Origin of the sequence: Rhodococcus sp. TAF43, from assembly GCF_052113525.1 — a bacterium.
GTDB lineage: Bacteria > Actinomycetota > Actinomycetes > Mycobacteriales > Mycobacteriaceae > Prescottella.
In genome coordinates this window covers 300,720-321,686 of record NZ_JBFRDL010000003.1, presented here as the reverse complement: position 1 = coordinate 321,686, position 20,967 = coordinate 300,720, and the positions used below count along the sequence as shown (strand labels likewise).

Sequence of the window (20,967 nt, the reverse complement as noted above, 5' to 3'; positions counted from 1 at the left end):
GGGGGGAGCCGAACTGCCGGCTCCCCCCGAGATCATCCGACTGCGATCATTCGTGTCCGCCCTCGATGATCGCCGATGCGTCGGCGATCATGCCCGCGATGGCCGACTGGTATCCGTCGGCGCCCAGGGCGGGCAGGATCCCCGGCAGCAGACCCGACAGCGCGACTGTCGTCAGGGCCTCGGGCTTCAACGCCCCGCCCATCGCGGTGGCCGTCGCGTCCAGCTTGGCGTGCAACTGGCCGAACGTGACGTCGGTGCCGGCGTGCGAGATGGCGACCGTGTCCGGTGACACCTCGGCGGYTCCGGCCACCAACTCCGGCAGGTCCTCGACCGTCTTCGCCTTCTTCGGCTCGAGCGCGTCCCGCTCGGCATCGGTCGTCACGTCGATCGCCCGCAACACGATCGCCGGATCACCGGTGACGGCATCGAGGATCCGCACGAACCGATCCGCGAACACCGCGACGGTGTCCCGGTCGAACAGCTCCGTGGCGTAGGTGAACAGCGCACGGACACCGGCGAGACCACCGTCGGTGTGGTACTGCTCGACCACAGTGAGCTGGAGGTCGAACTTGGCCTGATCGCCGCCGAGATCCAGCGCCGACACCTCGAGGCCCGGCAGGGCGAAGGTTCCCGTCTCCATGTTCTGGAACGTGAGCATCACCTGGAACAGCGGTGTGTACGCGCTCGAGCGGCGCACCCCGGCGGCGTCCACCACCTGTTCGAACGGGACGTCGGCGTTGCCGAACGCCGCAAGGTCCTTCTCGCGGGCCTGCGCCAGCAGGTCCGTGAACGGCGCACCCGGCTCGACCCGCGTGCGCAGCGCCAGGGTGTTGACGAACATGCCGATCAGGTCGTCGAGAGCGGCCTCGCCGCGACCGGCGACCGGCGTACCGACCGTGACGTCGTTCGAGCCGCCGAGCCGGGACAGCAGCACCGCCAGCGCCGCATGGAACACCATGAACGTCGTCGCACCCTGGTCGCGGGCCGTGTTCTCCACGCGCGCCACGAGATCCGCGTCGATGTCGAACTCGACGGTGGCACCGGCCATCGACGGACGGGCCGGACGTGGCCGGTCCGTAGGCAGCGCCGACAGCTCCGGAGCGCCGCGCAACTCGTCCGTCCAGTACGCGATCTGACGCGACACCACGCTGTCCGGGTCGGCCCCGGAACCGACAACCGCGCGCTGCCACAGACTGAAGTCCGCGTACTGCACGTCCAGCGGCTGCCACTGCGGCACACCACCGTCCACCCGCGCGACGTACGCGAGCATCACGTCCCGGATCAGCGGACCCATCGAGAAGCCGTCGGCGCTGATGTGGTGGGCGACGAACGCGAGCACGTGCTCGGTCTCGCCCAGCGTGAACAGCGCCGCGCGGACGGGAACCTCGGCAGTGACGTCGAATCCGCGTCCGACGAACCCGACGAGGCGGTCGACGATCTCGGCCTCGGTGACCGCCACCGGGGCGAGGTCCGGTGCCACGTCGGCGGCCGGCACCAGTACCTGCGTGGGACCTTCCGGGGTGTCCGGGTACATCGTGTGCAGCACCTCGTGCCGCGCGATCACGTCGGCCACCGCAGCCCGCAGGACAGCGATGTCCAGTGCACCGGACAGCCGCACCGCGACCGGGATGTTGTAGGCGGACGAACTCGGATCGACCTGGTTCAGAGTCCACATCCGCTGCTGCGCAAGCGACAACGGAATCCGCTCCGGGCGCGGCCCGGCGGTCAGTGCGGCCCGGGCGCCCCGACCCACGAGCGGCGTCACCCCCGCCACCACGCCGGCGACAGTGGAGTCCTCGAACACCAGGCGCACCGGCACCTGGGTGTCGAGCGCGACGCCGAGTCGGGACACCAGCTGCGTCGCGACCAGCGAGTTGCCACCCAGTTCGAAGAAGTCGTCGTCCAGGCCGGCCCGTTCCACACCGAGCACGTCCGCGAACACACCGGCCACGATCTCCTCGAGCGGCGTCGTCGGCGCCCGGAAGTCGCGGGCCTCGAACACCGGCGCCGGCAGTGCCTTGCGGTCGAGCTTGCCGTTCACATTGAGCGGCAACGCCTCCAGCACCACGAACGCCGACGGCACCATGTACGACGGCAGTGTCCGCGACAGTTCGTCGCGCACCTCGTCGACGTCCAGATCGGTCACAGCCACCAGATACGCCACGAGTCGCGTGCCCGTGTGATTGTCGGTGTGAGCGGTGACCGCAGCCTCACGCACCGCCGGCATCTCCCGCAGCGCGGCTTCGATCTCGCCGAGCTCGATCCGGAAGCCGCGAACCTTCACCTGGAAGTCGGCGCGTTCCACGTACTCGAGTTCGCCCTGCGCATTCCACCGGACGATGTCACCGGTGCGGTACATGCGCTCGCCGCTGCCCCACGGGTTCGCCACGAACCGGTCGGCCGTGAGGTCGGGGCGGCCGTGGTAGCCGCGGGCCAACTGGTCGCCGGCCAGGTACAGCTCGCCGGTGACCCCGGCGGGCACCGGGCCCAGACGCGAATCCAGCACGTACACCTGGGTGTTCCACTCGGGCACACCGATCGGCACCGTGCCGGTGTCGGCGGCGGTCACCTCGTGATGGGTCACCGACACCGCGGCCTCGGTGGGTCCGTACAGGTTGTGCAGCGTCGCGGTGTTGCGGCTCCGGAACGCCTGCGCGGTGGCCGCCGGCAGCGCCTCACCGATAGCGAAGATCCGGCGCAGCGAGTCCGGCAGCCCGCCGTCGGCGGTCGTCAGCAGCATCGACAGCATCGACGGGACGACGTGCAGCGTGGTGATCTGCTCGCCGCGCAGCACGTCCAGCAGGTAGCCCGGATCCCGGTGCCCGTCGGGCGCCGCGATCACCAGGCGGCCACCGCACGTCGCCATCGACCAGAACTCCCACACCGACAGGTCGAAGGTGGCCGCGGTCTTGAGGAGCGCTGCGTCCGTGCCGTCGAGGGCGTATTCGTGCCGCATCCACCGCAACTGGTTGACGATCGCGGTGTGCGCCACGGCCACGCCCTTGGGGCGGCCCGTCGATCCGGACGTGAAGATCACGTACGCGGTGCTCTCGGGTCGCAGGGGGGCGAGCCGTTCGGTGTCGGCCACCGGCGCACCGGGGTACGCCGCGAGGTCGAGCGTGTCGATCTCGAGCACGGGCCACGAATCTGTGTCGGCGAAGCCGTCCCGCGATGTGCTCAGGACGCACACCGGCGCCGCGGCGTCCAGGACGTACCCGATGCGTTCGGCCGGCTGATCGGGGTCGACCGGCACGTACGCGCCACCGGTCTTGGCGATCGCGTACATGCCGACCAGCAGGTCCACGGACCGTCGAATCGCCAGACCCACCAACGATTCCGGACCGACACCGCAGCCGATCAGGTGTCGGGCCAGGCGGTTCACGCGGGCGTCGAACTCGGCATACGTGAGGCGCTCGTCACCGGACACCAGCGCGACCGCGTCGGGCGTCGCGGCGACCTGCGCGTCGAAGAGGTCCACCAGCGTGGCCGGCTCGGTCCGGTGTGCGGTGGCATTCCGCCCGGCCAGCAGGTGTGCCCGCTCGCCGACGTCGAGCAGGTCCACGTCGCCGACCGGCATCTCGGGCTTGACGACCAGCGCGGTGAGCAACCGGCCGAACCGCTCCGCGAACGAGCGGACGGTCGGCTCGTCGAACAGGTCGGCCGCGTACGTCATGGACGCCCGCATGCCGACCGGGTCGCCGCCGCCGTCGTACCGATCCTCGATGATCAGGTGCAGGTCGAACTGCGCCACACCGGATTCCACCTCGGCCGCCTCGACCGTGAGTCCGGGCAGCTCGAGGTTGCCGCGCTCGTGGTTCTGGAACGAGAAGCCCACCTGGAACAGCGGATGACGCGCGGTGGACCGGGTCGGGTTGAGCACCTCGACCAGTCGCTCGAACGGCACGTCCGCATTCGCGAACGCCTGCAGGTCCGTCTCGCGAACCCGGCCGAGCGTGTCGGTGAAGGATCCTGCCCGGTCGACGTGCGTGCGGAACACCAGCGTGTTGACGAACATGCCGACGAGGTCGTCGAGCGCTGCCTCGCCGCGGCCGGCGATCGGGGTGCCGACGGCGATGTCGTCGCTGCCGGACAGCCGCGACAGCAACACCGCGAAGGCGGAGTGCACCGCCATGAACAGCGTCGCGTTCTGCTCGCGGGCGAGGTCGCGGAGCCCGCGGTGGGTCTGTGCGTCGACCTCGAACTCGACCAGCCCGCCGCGGAACGTCTGGACCGCCGGCCGCGGGTGGTCGGTGGGCAGGTTCAGTTGATCGGGCAGGTCCGCGAGCGCCTCGCTCCAGTACGCGAGCTGCTGCGCCGACACCGATTCCGGATCGTCCTCGTCGCCGAGGACGTCGCGCTGCCACAGCGCGTAGTCGGCGTACTGCACCGTCAGCGGCGCCCACCCGGGAGCCCGACCGGCGACGCGCGACGCGTACGCCGTCATGATGTCGCGGGTCAGCGGGGCGAGGGACACACCGTCCGCGCTGATGTGGTGGACCACCATGCCGAGCACGAACTCGCCGGCGCCCACGCGGTACAACTCCACCCGGATGGGGACGTCCGCCGTGACGTCGAAGCGCGTCCCGGCGAGTGCCCGCAGCCGATCGGCCACCTCGGCCGGATCGACGTCGATCGGCGTCATCTCGAGCACGACGCGGTCGGCCGACAGGATCACCTGCTGCGGGCCGTCGTCAGTGGACGGGAAGACCGTGCGCAGCGACTCGTGCCGCGCCGTGACGTCCGCGACGGCCCGCTCGAGGGCGACCACGTCGAGGTCGCCGGACAACCGCAGGGCCATCGGGATGTTGTAGGCGGTCGACTCGGTGTCGAAGCGGTTGAGGAACCACATCCGCTGCTGCGCGAGCGACAGCGGAATCCGGTCCGGCCGGGGACGGGCCACCAGTGCCCGGCGGTCGTCGCCCGACTGTTCCGACAGCCGCGCCGCGAGCGCCTCGACCGTGGACGCCTCGAACAGCTCCCGCACGGGAACGCGCGAGTCGAGCGCGGCGCCCAGACGCGACACCACCTGCGTCGCGAGCAGCGAGTTGCCGCCGAGGGCGAAGAAGTCGTCGTCCAGACCGGCACGCCCGAGGTCCAGGACCTCGGCGAAGACTCCGGCGACGATCTCCTGGATCGGAGTGGTCGGTGCGCGGAACTCTCGGGCCTCGAACACCGGTTCCGGCAACGCCTTCCGATCCAGCTTTCCGGAGGCTCCCAACGGCAACTCGTCGAGGAGCACGAACGTCGACGGCACCATGTACGACGCCAGCGATGTCGCGAGCTCAACCTTGACGGTGCCGGTGTCGACGGTTGCACCCGGCGCCGGAACGACGTAGGCCACCAGTTGGTCCGACTTCACCAGGACCACCGACTGTGCGATCGACTCCTGCGCGAGGAGTGCGGTCTCGATCTCGCCCAGCTCGATTCGCAGACCACGCAGCTTCACTTGGAAGTCGGTGCGGCCCAGGTACTCCAGCTCGCCTCCGGCGGTCCACTTCACCAGGTCGCCCGTGCGGTACATCCGTTCGCCGTGGTCGGAGAACGGGTTCGCCACGAACCGGTCCGCTGTCAGATCGCTGCGCCCGAAGTAGCCGCGCGCCAACTGTGCACCCGCCAGATACAGCTCACCCGCGACACCCGCCGGCACCGGGTTCAGTCGACCGTCGAGGACGAACGCGCGGCTGTTCCAGACCGGACCGCCCATCGGGACGCTCGCGCCGACGACACCGGCCACCGGACGCGCCGTCGCGTGCACCGCGAACTCGGTGGGCCCGTACAGGTTGTGCAGTTCGGCGCCGTTGACTCGAGCGAATGCGGCCGCCGCCGCGGTCGGGAACGCCTCGCCCGCGACCAGCACGGTGCGCAGCGAACCGCACTCCCCCGCCGCCAGTTCCGCGGTGAACGCCGACAGCATCGACGGCACGAAGGACGTCGCCGTGACCGCCTGCTCCTCGATCACCTGCTTCAGGTAGCCCGGGTCCCGATGCCCGTCGGGGGCGGCGATCACCAGGCGAGCGCCGACCGCCAGGGTGCCGAACAGCTCCCACAGCGACACGTCGAACGTGAACGGGGTCTTCTGCAACACCACATCGTCGGCCGACAGTCCGTACTCCGAGACCAGCCACCGGACCTGGTTGACGATCGCGCCGTGCCCGACGGCGACGCCCTTCGGACGCCCCGTCGAACCGGACGTGAAGATCACGTACGCGGCGTTGTCGGCCCGCAACGGACGCACGCGCTCGCCGTCGCGCACGGGCGCATCCGAGAAGCCGGACACGTCCAGGGTGTCGAGGTCGACCGCCCGCGCCGACGTCGGCAGGTCCGCTGCATCGCGCGAGGTGGTCAGGACCAGAACAGGATTCGCGGTGTCGAGGATGTGCCCGTTGCGCTCGGCCGGCTGATCCGGATCCACCGGGACGTACCCGCCACCGGCGCTCAGCACGGCGTACATGCCCACCAGCAGATCCGGCGAACGCCGCATCCCGAGGCCGACGAGCGTGTCCGGGCCCACCCCCTGCGCGATCAGCGCCCGCGCCACCCGATTCACCCGAGCCGCGAACTCGCCGTAGCTCAGCGACTGCCCCTCGAACACCAGGGCCGTCGCATCGGGGGTCCGTGCGGCCTGCTCCTCGAACAGCTCGACCAGCGTGGATCCCTCGACACCGTGGCCGGTGTCGTTCCAGTTCTCCAGTACCAGTGCGCGTTCCGAGTCGTCCAGCAGATCCACGTCACCGACGCGCATGGACGCATCGGTGGTCACCGATTCCAGGATCCGGAGGAAGCGCTCACCGAACGTGCGCATCGACGGCTCGTCGAACAGGTCGGTCGCGTACGTGAGTTCGACGGCGAGACCGTTCTCGGCAGGCTCGACCGTCACCTGCAGGTCGAACTTGGCGACCGCGACGTCGAAGTCGACGCCGGCAACGCTCAGCCCCGGGAGTTCGAGAGACGCGCGGTCCAGGTTCTGGAACGCCAGCATCACCTGGAACAGCGGGTGCCGGGCCTGCGACCGCTCCGGGTCGAGGATCTCCACCAACCGCTCGAACGGCACGTCGGCGTTCCCGAACGCGTCGAGGTCCGCCGCCCGAACTGCCGCGAGGAGTTCGGCGAACGACTGCCCGCCGTCGACCTCGGTGCGCAGCACGAGGCTGTTGACGAACATGCCGATCACGTCGTCGAGTGCCTGCTCGCCACGACCGGCGACCGGGGTGCCGATCGCGATGTCGGAGGTGCCGCTGAGCCGTGCCAGCAGCACCGACAGTGCCGCGTGCACGACCATGAACGGGGTGGCACCGTGTGCGTGGGCGACGGACTCGATCGCACCGTTCAGGTCTGCGCCGACCGAGAAGCGGTACGACGCACCATGATTGGTTGCCACCGCGGGTCGCGGACGATCCGCCGGCAGATCCAGCTGCGCCGGAAGCCCGGACAGCACGGACGTCCAGTAGTCGACCTGGCTGGAGATCACGGACTGCGGATCGTCCTCCGAGCCGAGCACCTCACGCTGCCACAGGGCGTAGTCCGCGTACTGCACCGCGAGCGGAGCCCATCCCGGGGCGACGCCGGCCGAACGGGCCGCATACGCGGTCATCACATCGCGCGCCAACGGGACCATCGAGAACCCGTCCGACGCGATGTGGTGCGCGACGAGCACCAGCACGTGTTCGGAGGGCGACAGTTCGAACAGCCGGGCGCGCACGGGAAGTTCGGTCGACAGATCGAAACCGGCGCCCGCCAGCGCGGCAATACCCGGGACCAGGCTCTCCGCGTCGACCCGCTCGACATCGAGGTCCACGACTGCCCGGTCCACGGGAACGATCGACTGGTAGCCCACTCCGCCGTTGTCCGGGAACACCGTGCGCAGCGACTCGTGTCGGGCAAGAACGTCACCGAACGCGGCCCGCAACGCCGACACGTCGAGTGTGCCGGTCAGTCGGATCGCCACGGGGACGTTGTTGACGGCCGACTCCGGTTCGAACCGATTGAGGAACCACATCCGCTGCTGTGCCAGCGACAGCGGAATCCGCTCGGGCCGTGGGCCGGCCGTCAGAGCCTTCCGGCCACCGACGCCGGCCAGATCGGCCAACCGTGCCGACAGTTCCTCGACCGTGGACACCTCGAACAGCACGCGGACCGGCACCTGGGTGTCCAGCGCCGCACCCAGCCGCGACACCACCTGCGTCGCGATCAGCGAGTTGCCGCCGAGCGCGAAGAAGTCGTCGTCGCGACCGACGCGGTCGGCGCCGAGCACGTCGGCGAACACACCCGCGACGATCTCCTCCACCGGCGTGGCCGGCGCCCGGAACTCCGCCGCCGCCACCACCGGCTCCGGCAGGGCCCGGCGATCGAGCTTGCCGGACGCGCCCAGCGGCAACGCATCCAACGTCACGAACACCGCGGGCACCATGTACGACGCCAGCGACGTCGACAACGCGGCCTTGATGTTCACGGCGTCGATGGCGGCCCCGGCCGACGGGACCACGTACGCGACGAGCTGATCCGATTTCACCAGCACCGCGGCCTGCGCGATCTCGGGCCGATCGAGCAGCACGCTCTCGATCTCGCCGAGCTCGATCCGCAGGCCACGCAGCTTGACCTGGAAGTCGCTGCGGCCCAGGTATTCGAGCTCGCCGTCGGCAGTCCAGCGCACCAGGTCGCCGGTGCGATACATCCGCGCACCGGTGTCGACGAACGGGTTCGCCACGAACCGCTCCGCCGACAGGTCGGCCCGACCGAAGTAGCCGCGCGCCACCTGTGCGCCCGACAGATACAACTCGCCCGCGACACCGACCGGCACCGGCCGGAAGCGTCCGTCGAGCACGAATGCCCGCGTGTTCCACACCGGTGCACCGATCGGCACCGACACCTCGTCCCCAGCCACGTCGTGGCTGGTCGCCTGCACCGCGACCTCGGTGGGCCCGTACAGGTTGTGCACCGACGCACCGCTGACCTGCGACAGCCGCGCCACCAACACCGGCGTCAGGGCCTCGCCACCACAGAACACCCGCGACAACGTGGCCGCGTCGCCGAGATGATCGAGCACCGCGCCGAGCACCGACGGCACGAACTGCGCCACCGTCACCGACTCGTCGACCAGTACCCGTGCGAGGGCCTCCGGATCGCGGTGGTCGTCGCGACCCGCAACCACGACGGACGCACCGACCTGCAACGGCCAGAACAACTCCCACACCGATGCGTCGAAGGTGAACACCGTCTTCAGCAGCACCCGATCGGACCCGCCGAGACCGTAGGCACCCTGCATCCAGCAGAGCTGGTTGACGACCGAACCGTGCGAGACCGCCACACCCTTCGGCCGACCCGTCGAACCCGACGTGAAGATCACGTACGCCACGTTCTCCGAACGCAGCGGAGCGATCCGGTCCGCGTCGGTGACGGGCGCGCCCGAAAACCCGGACACATCCACGGTGTCGAGATCCAGCACGCGGTCGACCGGGGGCAGATCGCGGGCGTCACCCGACGTGGTCAGCACCAGAACGGGATTCGCCGTCTCCAGCACATACCGATTCCGCTCGACCGGCTGATCCGGATCCACCGGCACGTACCCGCCGCCGGCAGCCGACACCGCGTACACGGCCACCAACTGCTCCACCGAACGACCCATCGCCACCGCAACCAGCGACTCGGGGCCCACGCCCTCCGACACCAGCAGCCGTGCCAGACGATTCACCCGGACCGCGAACTCGCCGTAGGACAGCGACTCGCCCGCGGACAGGACAGCCGGAGCATCCGGCGTCGCCGCCGCCTGCGCATCGAACAATCCGACGAGCGTCGAACCGTCGACCGCCCGGTCCGTGTCGTTCCAGTCCTCGACGATCAGGGTTCGCTCGGCGTCGTCGAGGATCTCGAGGTCACCGACGAGGATCGACTCGTCCGCACTCACGGACTCCAGGAGCCGCTCGAACCGCTCCCCGAACGCGCGCATCGACGAGGCGTCGAACAGATCCGTCGCGTACGTGATCTCGACCGCCATGCCGGCAGCGGAACCGTCGTGTTCGATCGACTCGGACAGCGTGACCTGCATGTCGAACTTCGAGAAGACCTCGTCGAACTCGACCGCCGATACCGACAGCCCCTGCAGTTCGAGGGTGGTCTGCCCCAGGTTCTGGAAGGCCAGCATCACCTGGAAGAGCGGGTTGCGCGACTGGGATCGAACCGGCGAGAGCACATCGACCAACCGCTCGAACGGAACGTCCGCGTGCGCGAAGGCCCCGAGGTCGCCCTCGCGGGTGCGCCCCAGCAGGTCCGCGAAGGACTCCGCGCCCTGGACATCCGATCGCAGCACGAGCGTGTTGACGAACATTCCGACGACGTCGTCGAGCGCCGCTTCGCCACGACCCGCGACCGGCGTGCCGACCGCGACGTCCGAGGTGGCGGCCAGCCGCGCCAACAGCACCGACAGCGCCGCGTGCACGACCATGAACAGCGTCGCGTTCTGCCGGTGCGCGAGTTCCGTCAGCGCCTGATGCAGCTCCGGAGTGATCTGGAACCGATGTGCCGCACCCCGATTCGACGCAACCGCGGGCCGCGGCCGGTCGGTGGGCAGCTCCAGCTGGTCGGGCAGATCCGCCAGCACGGACGTCCAGTAGCCGATCTGCTGGGCCGCGACGGATTCCGGATCGTCCTCCGATCCCAGGACGTCCTGCTGCCACAGGCTGTAGTCCGCGTACTGGACCGCCAGTCGCGGCCATCCGGGTGCGAATCCCCCGCTGCGGGCCGCGTACGCCGTCATGATGTCGCGCGTCAGCGGTCCCATCGAGAAGCCGTCCGCCGCGATGTGGTGGACCACCAGGACGAGGACGTGCTCGGTGGGCCGCACCTCGTACAACCGCGCCACGAGCGGCACCTCACGGGTGACGTCGAACGCGGTGGCCGCCAGCGCCGGCAGCTCGGCCGCCAGCTGTTCCGGCGAGACCGTGATGGGTTCGACCGCGATGTCGACGCGCTCGATCGGCAGAATCACCTGACGCCCGGTGCCGTCCACCTCGGGGTAGACCGTGCGCAGCACTTCGTGCCGGGAGACCACGTCGGTGATCGCGGACTGCATGGCCCGACGGTCGAGCAGCCCGGACAGCCGGACCGCGACCGGAATGTTGTTCGCGGCCGATGCACCGTCGAATCGGTTGAGGAACCACATCCGCTGCTGCGCGGGCGAGAGCGGAATCCGTTCCGGCCGAGGGCCGGCCGTCAGGGCCTTGCGTCCGCCCGTGCCGGAGAGCTGCTCGATCCGCGCTGCCAGGGCAACCACGCTCGACGCCTCGAACAGCACCCGCACCGGCACCTTCGCGTCCAGGGCCTCGCCGAGACGCGCCACCGCCCGGGTGGCGATCAGCGAGTTTCCGCCCAGCTCGAAGAAGTCGTCGTCGCGTCCCACCCGTCCGACACCGAGCAGCTCGGCGAAGACGTCGGCGACGATCTCCTCGATCGGCGTCGTGGGGGCGCGGAACTCGCGGGCCTCGAACTCGGGCTCCGGCAGCGCCTGACGGTTGAGCTTGCCGCTCGCGCTCATCGGCAGTTCGTCGAGCACGACGACCGCGGCCGGAACCATGTACGACGGCAACGCGCGCCCGACGGCCTCCCTGACCTCGGCGGCATCGATCGATACGCCCGACGCCGCAACGAGATACGCGACCAGCTGGTCATCTCTGACGACCACCACGGCCTGAGCGACCGCGTCCAGCCCCCACAGGACGGCCTCGATCTCACCGAGTTCGATGCGGAAGCCGCGCAGCTTGACCTGGTCGTCGGCGCGGCCGACGTACTCGATCACCCGGTCCGCACCCGTCCGCACGACGTCACCGGTGCGGTACAGGCGAGATCCGAGCGCCCCGAACGGATTCGCGACGAATCGCTCGGCGGTCAGTCCCGCCCGCTCGTGGTAGCCACGGGCCAGACCGGGACCCTCGAGATACAGGTCGCCCACGACACCGGCCGGGACCGGACGCAGCCGCGTGTCCAGGACATAGGTGTTCGCGCCGCGGATCGCGCGTCCGATCGTGACCGGCGTACCCGGCACCAGCGCGTCCGAGATGTTGGACGCGACGGTGGCCTCGGTGGGGCCGTACGCGTTGAACATCCGGCGCCCACCGGTGGCCCAGCGCGCGACCAGGTCGGTCGAGCACGCCTCGCCGCCGACAACGACGACGCGCAGTGCGGCCAGGCCCGCCGGATCGGCCGACGCCAGCGCGGCGGGCGTGACGAATGCGTGCGTGACCTTCTGTGCCGCCAGCAGTTCCGTCAGTTCGAGGCCACCGTAGACCGACGTCGGCGCGATCACCATCGTCGCGGCCGCACCGACGGCCATGAGCAGTTCGAGAATGGACGCGTCGAAACTGGGCGAGGCGAAGTGCAGCGTCCGGGAGTCCTGCGCCAGCCCGTACCGGGCCACCTGCTCCTCGGCGAAGGCGGCGAGGCCGGTGTGCGTGACGACGACGCCCTTCGGGACGCCCGTGGATCCCGACGTGTAGATCAGATACGCGGGGTGGCGCGTCTCGAGCCGGCGCACCCGATCCGAGTCCGACAGTGCGGCGGCCGATTGGCGGTCGACGGCCGCGGATACCGCCGCGTCGTCGAGCACCAACCACGGGATGCCTTCCGGCAGGCCCGCCGCGTGCTCGGCCACGGTGACGCCCAGGAGCGCACCGGAGTCCGAAACCATGTGCGCGACGCGATCACCGGGATAGGTCGGGTCGACCGGGACGAATGCCGCACCGGACTTCGCCACAGCCCACACCGCGGTCACCGACTCGATGGACCGGGTCAGCGCGACGGCGATGACATCCTCGGGTCCGGCGCCCCGCGAGACCAGCAGGCGGGCCAGGCGGGACGACCGCTCGTCGAGCTCGCGGTAGCTGATCTCCTCTGCGCCCGAGACGAGGGCGATCGCCGACGGATCCGCCGCCGCGGCCGCGGCCATCAGGTCCGCCAACGGGAGCTGCTCGGGTGCCGCGGGGCCGGCGGGGAGTGTCAGCTGCGCGATCTCGGTAGGGCTGAGCAGATCGATGTCACCGACGACCGCGTCGGGCTCCGCGACGATCTCCTGGAGCACCCGGACGAAACGAGTGGTGAACGTCCGCACCGTCGACTCGTCGAACAGGTCTGTCGCATAGGTGAATTCACCGGCCATGCCCTCGGCGACACCGTCGTTCCCGATGGATTCCCGGAAGGTGAACTGCAGGTCGAACTTCGCAACCTCGGCGTCGAGGTCCAGCTTGTCGATCGTCAGCCCGTGCAGGTCGAGGTGTGTCGCACCCAGATTCTCGAACGACAGCATCACCTGGACCAGCGGATGCCGGGCGGTCGACCGTGCCGGGTTGAGTACGTCCACGAGCCGCTCGAACGGGATGTCCGAGTGCGCGAAGGCGCCGAGTGCGACGTCGCGTGCGTGACCCAGGACGTCGACGAATCGGGCACCGGGATCGATCTCGGTCCGCAGCACCAGGGTGTTGACGAACATGCCGACGAGATCGTCGAGCGCCTGCTCGCCGCGGCCGGCGACCGGTGTCCCCATCGCGACGTCCGACGTTCCGGCGAGCCGCGACAGCAGCACCGACAGCGCGGCGTGCACGACCATGAACAGGGATGCGTTGTGGGCGTGTGCCAGGTCGACGAGCGCGCGGTGGATCTCCGGGGACACCTCGAACTGGACCCGTGCGCCGCGGAACGACTGCTGGGCAGGTCGCGGACGGTCGGCAGGCAGGTCGAGCTGATCGGCCAGCCCGTCGAGCTGCCCGATCCAGTACTTGGCCTGAGTCGAGATCACCGAACGCGGGTCGTCCTCGGAGCCGAGGATTTCCCGCTGCCACAGCGCGTAGTCCGCGTACTGCACGGGCAGCTGGGGCCAGGTGGGCTGATCCCACTGGGTCCGGGCCGCGTACGCCGCCATGATGTCGCGGGCCATGGGACCCATCGACCAGCCGTCCGCACTGATGTGGTGCGCCACGATCACGAGCACGTGCTCGGTCGGGTCGATGCGGAAGAGGCCGGCCCGAACCGGGGACTCGGTCGTCACGTCGAAGCCGCGGGCGGCCAGCGCCAGCGCCGCGCGCTGCAGCCCCTCCCGGGACACGTCCTCGGGGGTCAGGTTCGGCACGGTACGAACCGCGTCGACCACCACCTGGTGGGGTCCTTCCGGCGAGTCCGGGAAGATCGTGCGCAACGATTCGTGTCGGTCCAGGACGTCCACGACCGCAACCTGGAGGCCGCTGACGTCGAGGGCGCCGGTCAGGCGGAGTCCGAAAGCCAGGTTGTACGTGGGTGATTCGGGGTCGAGCCGGTTGAGGAACCACATACGCTGCTGCGCGAGCGAGAGCGGCACGCGGTCCGGGCGGGGGGCGGCGACGAGGGCCTTGCGGGCACCGGCACCAGCATGCTGCTCGACCCGGGCGGCCAGCGCGGCCACCGTGGAGACCTCGAACAGGACGCGGACGGGAACCCGCGTGTCCAGCAGCGCACCCAACCGCGACATCACCTGGGTCGCGATCAGCGAGTTACCGCCGAGCGCGAAGAAATCGTCGTCGAGTCCGACCCGGTCCACACCGAGGACGTCGGCGAACACGTCGGCGACGATCTCCTCGATCGGCGTCGTCGGTGCCCGGAACTCTCGCGCCTCGAACACCGGGGCGGGCAACGCGGCGCGGTCCAGTTTGCCGACCGGCGTCAGGGGCACCTCGTCGAGCACGATGATCGATGCGGGCGCCATGTACGACGGCAGCAGCGCCGCAACGTGATCCGACACCGAGTCGACATCGACACCGTCGGTTGCCGAGATGTACGAGACGAGCGCGACCTGGTCCGACGGCAGGCGGTGGCCGATCGTCGCAGCGAACGAGACGTCGGGGTGACTGGTGAGGGCAGCGTCGATCTCGCCGAGTTCGATCCGGAAACCGCGCACCTTCACCTGGAAGTCCGAGCGGCCGACGTACTCGATGGCGTACTGCGACGCATCCCCCGTCGCTTCGCTCGCGCGCGCCGTCCAGCGGACGACGTCGCCGGTGCGGTACATGCGTTCACCGGCGCCGCCGAAGGGGCTCGCGACGAACCGATCCGCGGACAGCCCCGGCCGCTCGTGGTAGCCGCGGGCGAGAGCACCACCCGTCAGATACAGCTCACCTGCCACACCCACCGGGACGGGTCGCAGTCGCGCGTCGAGGATCAGTGCGCCGACACCGGGGACGGGTCCACCGATGGTGATCGGCCGGCCCGGGAACAGCTCGGCACGGGTCGACACGATGGTGGTCTCGGTGGGGCCGTACGCGTTGAAGAACTGACGTCCGGGGGCCCAGCGGTCCACCAACTGGGTCGTGGAGGCGTCGCCGCCGACCGAGACCACCCGCAGGTCGTCGAGATCGCGCGGATTCACGGAACCGAGCACCGCGGGCGTGATGATCGCGTGCGTCACCCGCGCTTCGGAGAGCAGCGAGTGCAGTTCCGTGCCACCGATGATCGTCGGCGGCACGACCACGATCTCGGCGCCCGCGGACGCCGCGAGGGTCCACTCGAGCACCGACGGGTCGAAGCTCGGCGAACAGATGTGGAGCACCCGGTCGGCGGGGCCGACGCGGTACAACTCGCGAGTGCGGTCCACGAGACCCGACAGGCCCCGATGGGTGACCGCGACGCCCTTGGGGCGTCCGGTCGATCCGGACGTGTAGATCACGTACGCGACGTGGTCGAGGTGCAGCGGTGCCGTCCGCTCGGCGTCGCGCATCGGCGCGGCGCCGAGGTCCTGCGCCTGCGACTCGAGGACGTCGAGGGCGTGCCACGCCGTCTCCCGCGGGAGGTCCGCCAGGTCGGCGCCGGACGTGATGCCCAGCAGCGCTCCCGAGTCGGACAGCATGTGTGCGATCCGGTCGACCGGATAGGTCGGATCGACCGGGACGTAGGCCGCTCCGGTCTTGGCCACCGCCCAGACGCAGAGCACCATTTCCCACGATCGCGGGAATCCTAGAGCCACAACCGATTCCGGACCGACGCCGGCGGCGACAAGACGACGCGCGAGACGGCTCGACCGCTCGTCGATCTCCCGATAGGTCAGCACGGTCCCCTCGCAGCCGACTGCAGGCGCATCCGGGTGGGATGCCACGGCGCCGGTGAGGATCTCCGCCAGGAGGCACTCGCGTCCGACCGGACCGCCGTGCACCGCGGTCAACGTGTCGATCTCGCCGACGCCGAGGATCTCGACGTCGCCCACCGGAACCGAGGCGTCCTCCACGATCGCGTCGAGGATACGGACGAAGCGCTGGGCAAACGATGCGATCGTCGACGCGTCGAACAGGTCCGTCGCGTACTCGAAGACTCCCGCGACCGCCGCGGGGGCACCGGAGTCGTCGTAGTTCTGCGAGATCTGCAGCTGCAGATCGAACTTCGCAATGGGAACATCCAACTCGGCAGCACTGGCTCGCACGCCCGCGAAGCTGAGGTCTCGCACGCCGGTCACCTCGGCCGACAGCATCGCCTGGAACAGCGGGTGCCGCGCCGGCGAGCGGGTCGGCTCGAGCGCCTGCACCAGCCACTCGAACGGGACGTCCGCGTTGCCGTACGCCTCGAGGTCGGATTCCTTGACTGCCACCAGCAGATCCGCGAACGACAGCGCCGGATCGACCTGGGTCCGCAGCACGAGGGTGTTGACGAACATGCCGATCAGGCCGTCCAGCGCCTCGTCACCGCGACCGGCGACGGGGGTGCCGACCGCGATGTCCGACGTGCCGCTCAGCCGCGACAGCAGGACGGCGTACGCGGCGTGCACCACCATGAACAGGGTCGTGCCGTGCTCACGTGCGATGTCGAGCAAGCGCGAGTGGGTCTCGGCGGGGATGTCGAAGCGGAGTTTGGCGCCCGCATTGGAGGCCACCGCGGGACGGGGCCGGTCGGCCGGGAGATGAAGCTGGTCCGGCAGCCCGGCGAGCGCACGGGTCCAGTACGAGAGCTGCCGACCCGCAAGCGAGTTCGTGTCGGTCTCCGACCCGAGCATCTCGTGCTGCCACACCGCGTAGTCGGCGTACTGGATCGGCAGCGCGGCCCACTGCGGGGCCGAACCCTCGGCCCGCGCGGCATAGGCGATCATGAGGTCACCGGCGAGCGGGCCGAACGACGACCCGTCCGCCGCGATGTGGTGGAGCACCATCGCGACCACGAACTCGGTGTCCGACAGCTGCAGCAGCTCGATGCGGAACGGCGGCTCGGTGGTCACGTCGAAGCCACGGGAGGCCAGACGGAGCAACGTCGCTTCGAGCTCCCCCTCGGTGATCACGACGGGCTCGAGCGCCCGGACCACCTCACCGGCAGGCAGGATCACCTGACGGGCACCGCCGTCGACCTCCGGGTAGACCGTGCGCAGCGACTCGTGCCGCTCGACCACGTCCGCGAAGGCTGCCGAGAATGCCTGCGGGTCGACCGATCCGGACAGTCGCACCGCGAACGGCAGGTTGTACACCGCAGTGGTGGCGTCGAACCGGTTGAGGAACCACATCCGCTGCTGCGCGAGGGACAGCGGGATCTGCTCGGGCCGCGTCACCGCCCCCAGCACCGGTGTACCGGCGGATCGGGACACCGTCGCGCCGGCGCGAGCGGCGAGCGCCGCGACCGTCGACGCCTCGAACAGTTCCCGCACTCCGAGCTGGACGCCCAGCGCGGCACCCACCCGCGTCACGACCTGGGTCGCGACGAGCGAGTTGCCGCCGAGATCGAAGAAGTCGTCGTCGAGACCGACCTTCTCGATGCCGAGCACCTCGGAATACACCGCGGCAACGGTCTTCTCGGAATCCGTGCGCGGGGCCCGGAACTCCTTGCTACTCAGGAACATCGGTTCCGGAAGCGCCTTGCGATCGAGCTTGCCGCTGGTGTTGAGCGGGAACGCGTCGAGCACCGTCACCGACGCCGGCACCATGTAAGCGGGCAGCGAGCGGCCCGCGAACTCGGCCAGATCCGTCGGGACGATCGAGCACCCGGGAGCGGGGACGACGTAGGCGACCAGCTGGTCGCCGGTCGCCGTCGCCACCACGAGGACCACGGTCTGCGAGACGTCGTCGTGCGCCAGCAGGACCGTCTCGATCTCGCCGAGCTCGATGCGCTGGCCGCGGAACTTCACCTGGAAATCGGTGCGACCGATGTAATCCAGCGTGCCGTCCGCACGCCACCGCACCAGGTCACCGGTGCGGTACATGCGCTCGCCTGCGACGCCGATGCCGTCGACGCCGCCGAACGGATTGGCGACGAAGCGGTCCGACGTGATGTCGGGGCGGCCGACGTAGCCGCGAGCGAGCTGGTCACCGGCGAGGTAGAGCTCGCCCGGCTGACCGATCGGGGCCGGTCGCAGCCGGTGGTCGAGCACGTAGGCCCGGGTGTTCCATTCGGCCAGACCGATCGGGACACTCACCACGTCCTGCGGGCCGGACTCGTAGTAGGTGACCGACACGGCCGCCTCGGTGGGGCCGTACAGGTTGTGCAGCCCGGCGCCGCACAGTTCCCGGAACTCGGCCGCGGTCTCGGGCGGCAGCGCCTCGCCGATGACGAACACGTCGCGCAGCGAATCACACGTTCCGGCAGGGGCGTTGGCGACGAACACCGTCAGCATCGACGGCACGAAGTCCGTCACGGTGACCGAGTGCTCGGCGATCCTGTTCGCGACGTACACCGGATCGCGGTGACCGTCCGGAGTGGCGACGACCATCGACGCGCCGACCCGCAACGGCATGAAGAAGCCCCACAGCGACACGTCGAACGTGGTGGCGGTCTTCTGCAGGTAGACGTCGGTTTCGGCCATCGGATACTCGTGGAGCATCCATTCGAGCTGGTTGTCGATCGCGCCGTGCGACACCGCGACACCCTTGGGGCGTCCCGTCGAGCCGGACGTGTAGATCACGTACGCCGTGTTGTCCGGACGCAACGGAGCCAGCCGGTCCGCGTCCGTCACCGGCCGGGTGTCGAGCGTGTCGAGATCGAGCGAGTCGATCTCGACCGTGACAGTGCCCGGCGGCAGTTCCACGCGGTCCCGCGCGGTGGTCAGCACCGCCGCCGGTCGCGCCGATTCGAGGATGTAGGAGGTGCGGTCCACCGGGTGGTCGGGATCGATCGGAACCCAGGCACCACCGGCCTTCACGATCGCGTATAGACCGACGATGAGATCCAGCGAGCGCCGGATAGACAGGCCCACAAGCGATTCCGGACCCACCCCCATGTCGATCAGGATGCGGGCGAGTCCGTTGACGCGAGCGTCGAGTTCGGCGTAGGTCAGCGACCGACCCTCGTACACGAGGGCCGTCGCGCCGGGTGTTCGGGCGACCTGCTCGTCGAACGCTTCGGCGAGATCGCGTGTCCGGAAGCTGTGTTCGGTCCGGACCCAGTCGCCCAGAACGGTTCGGCGTTCCAGCTCGGTGCCGAGCGGAATGCCCCACACCGGCCGGTCCGACGCCGAACCGACGTAGCGGTCGAGGAACTCGACGAACCGCTCGTGGTTGCGGCGCGATTCCTCGTCTCCGTACAGATTGGGGTTGGACTCGAAGTCCACGTGGGTCCTGGTGCCGGCGACGCTCTGGTACAGATTGACGCCGAGGTCCTCGATGAGGCCGGTCGACAGGATGTTGAGTTCGCCCACCATGTCGCCGAACCGCAGTTCCGTGTGGAACATCATGATGTTGACCCACGGACCAAAGAACGACGCCTGTCCGGCGGAACCGCTGACGTCGCGCCGGATGTCCTCGTGGCGGTAGCGCTGGTGCCGCAGGGCTCCGGAAACCTCGGTGGCGACGCGGGCCAGCAGCTCCGAGACGGTGGTGTCGGCGGACACCGTCAGACGCAGCGGAACCACGTTGGACGCCATCCYGCCGGAGCGGCGCAGGACCGCGTTGGTACGGCCCGTCACCGGCAGACTGAGGACGACGTCCTCGCGTCCGGTCATGTGCGCGAGGTACGCCGCGAAGGCCGCGATCACCACCGTCGCGATCGTGGTGTCCTCGCGGCCCAGGAACGCCTCCATGCGCGCCGCGGCGCCGTCCGACAGCGCAGCGCTGTCGATTCGGCTCAGCGGCGCGGGCGGAGCCGAGCGGCCGGCCAGGCTGGTCGACTCCCCGACACCCGACAGCCGTTCGAGCCAGTACTCGCGGTCCGAGGCGAAACGCGTCGACGCCCGGTACGTGCGGTCGGCGTCGTACACCTTCTCCAGCGGGGACGACAGGTTCGCCGACGGCTCCACGCCCTCGGCGAACGCCGTATAGAGCTCGGCGACCCGATTGACGAAGGTGGTGGCGCCGAACCCGTCCAGGACGACGTGGTGGGCGCGGTTGTACCAGAAGTAGACGTCGTCCTCGATCCGCAGGACCGCCGCGACGACGAGCCGATCTCGCAGGAGGTCGACGGGTGCGCTGTAGTCGGACCGCATCCACTCCAGCGCCGCGGCGCGCGGATCGGCCTCCGCCCGCAGATCGACGTACTCGGGGGAATCGTCGAGGGTCGGGTCGACCACCTGATACGGCTGCGCGTCGACCTCCAGGAGCCGGACGTAACCGGATCCGGTCTCCCCTGCCGCTCGGGCACTGGCCCGGTGCAGGAGGTCGATATCGAAGTCGCCGCGTAGCTCGACGTACTGGGCGATGTTCGCGGGCACGGACGGATCGACATGCTGCGCGAACCACATGCCGAGCTGTGCCTGAGACAGCGGAAAGGGCTCACCGTCGGAGCCGTTCCCGATCGAGCCGCCACCCTCTAGTCCACCGACGCCTAGCGAGTTCAAACCCAGAGCCTCTCTTCCACCATCACGCGCCCCCGTCCGCACGCCGCCGGAGCGACGAGCGAACGGACACCGAGTACACAACTGCCCAACCGAGCCCGACACAGGACCGGAACGATCTGCCGGCACGGCACGCACTCGGGTGTATATCTGCTGATCGGACCTGGTTCGTTACAGCAGGGAAGCACCGGCGGACGCCGGTCACCGAGTTGAGGGAGAGACGG

Annotated in this window: 1 protein-coding gene; it reads right to left on the bottom strand. The window is 69.7% G+C overall.

All coding sequences use genetic code 11. The features are described from left to right. Positions 1–46: 46 nt before the first annotated feature. Positions 47–20,746: a non-ribosomal peptide synthase/polyketide synthase gene (locus AB4Z09_RS04035; protein ID WP_442239207.1), complete on the bottom strand. Its 20,700-nt coding sequence runs from the start codon at positions 20,744–20,746 to the stop codon at positions 47–49. Between the last annotated feature and the right edge of the window lie 221 nt (positions 20,747–20,967).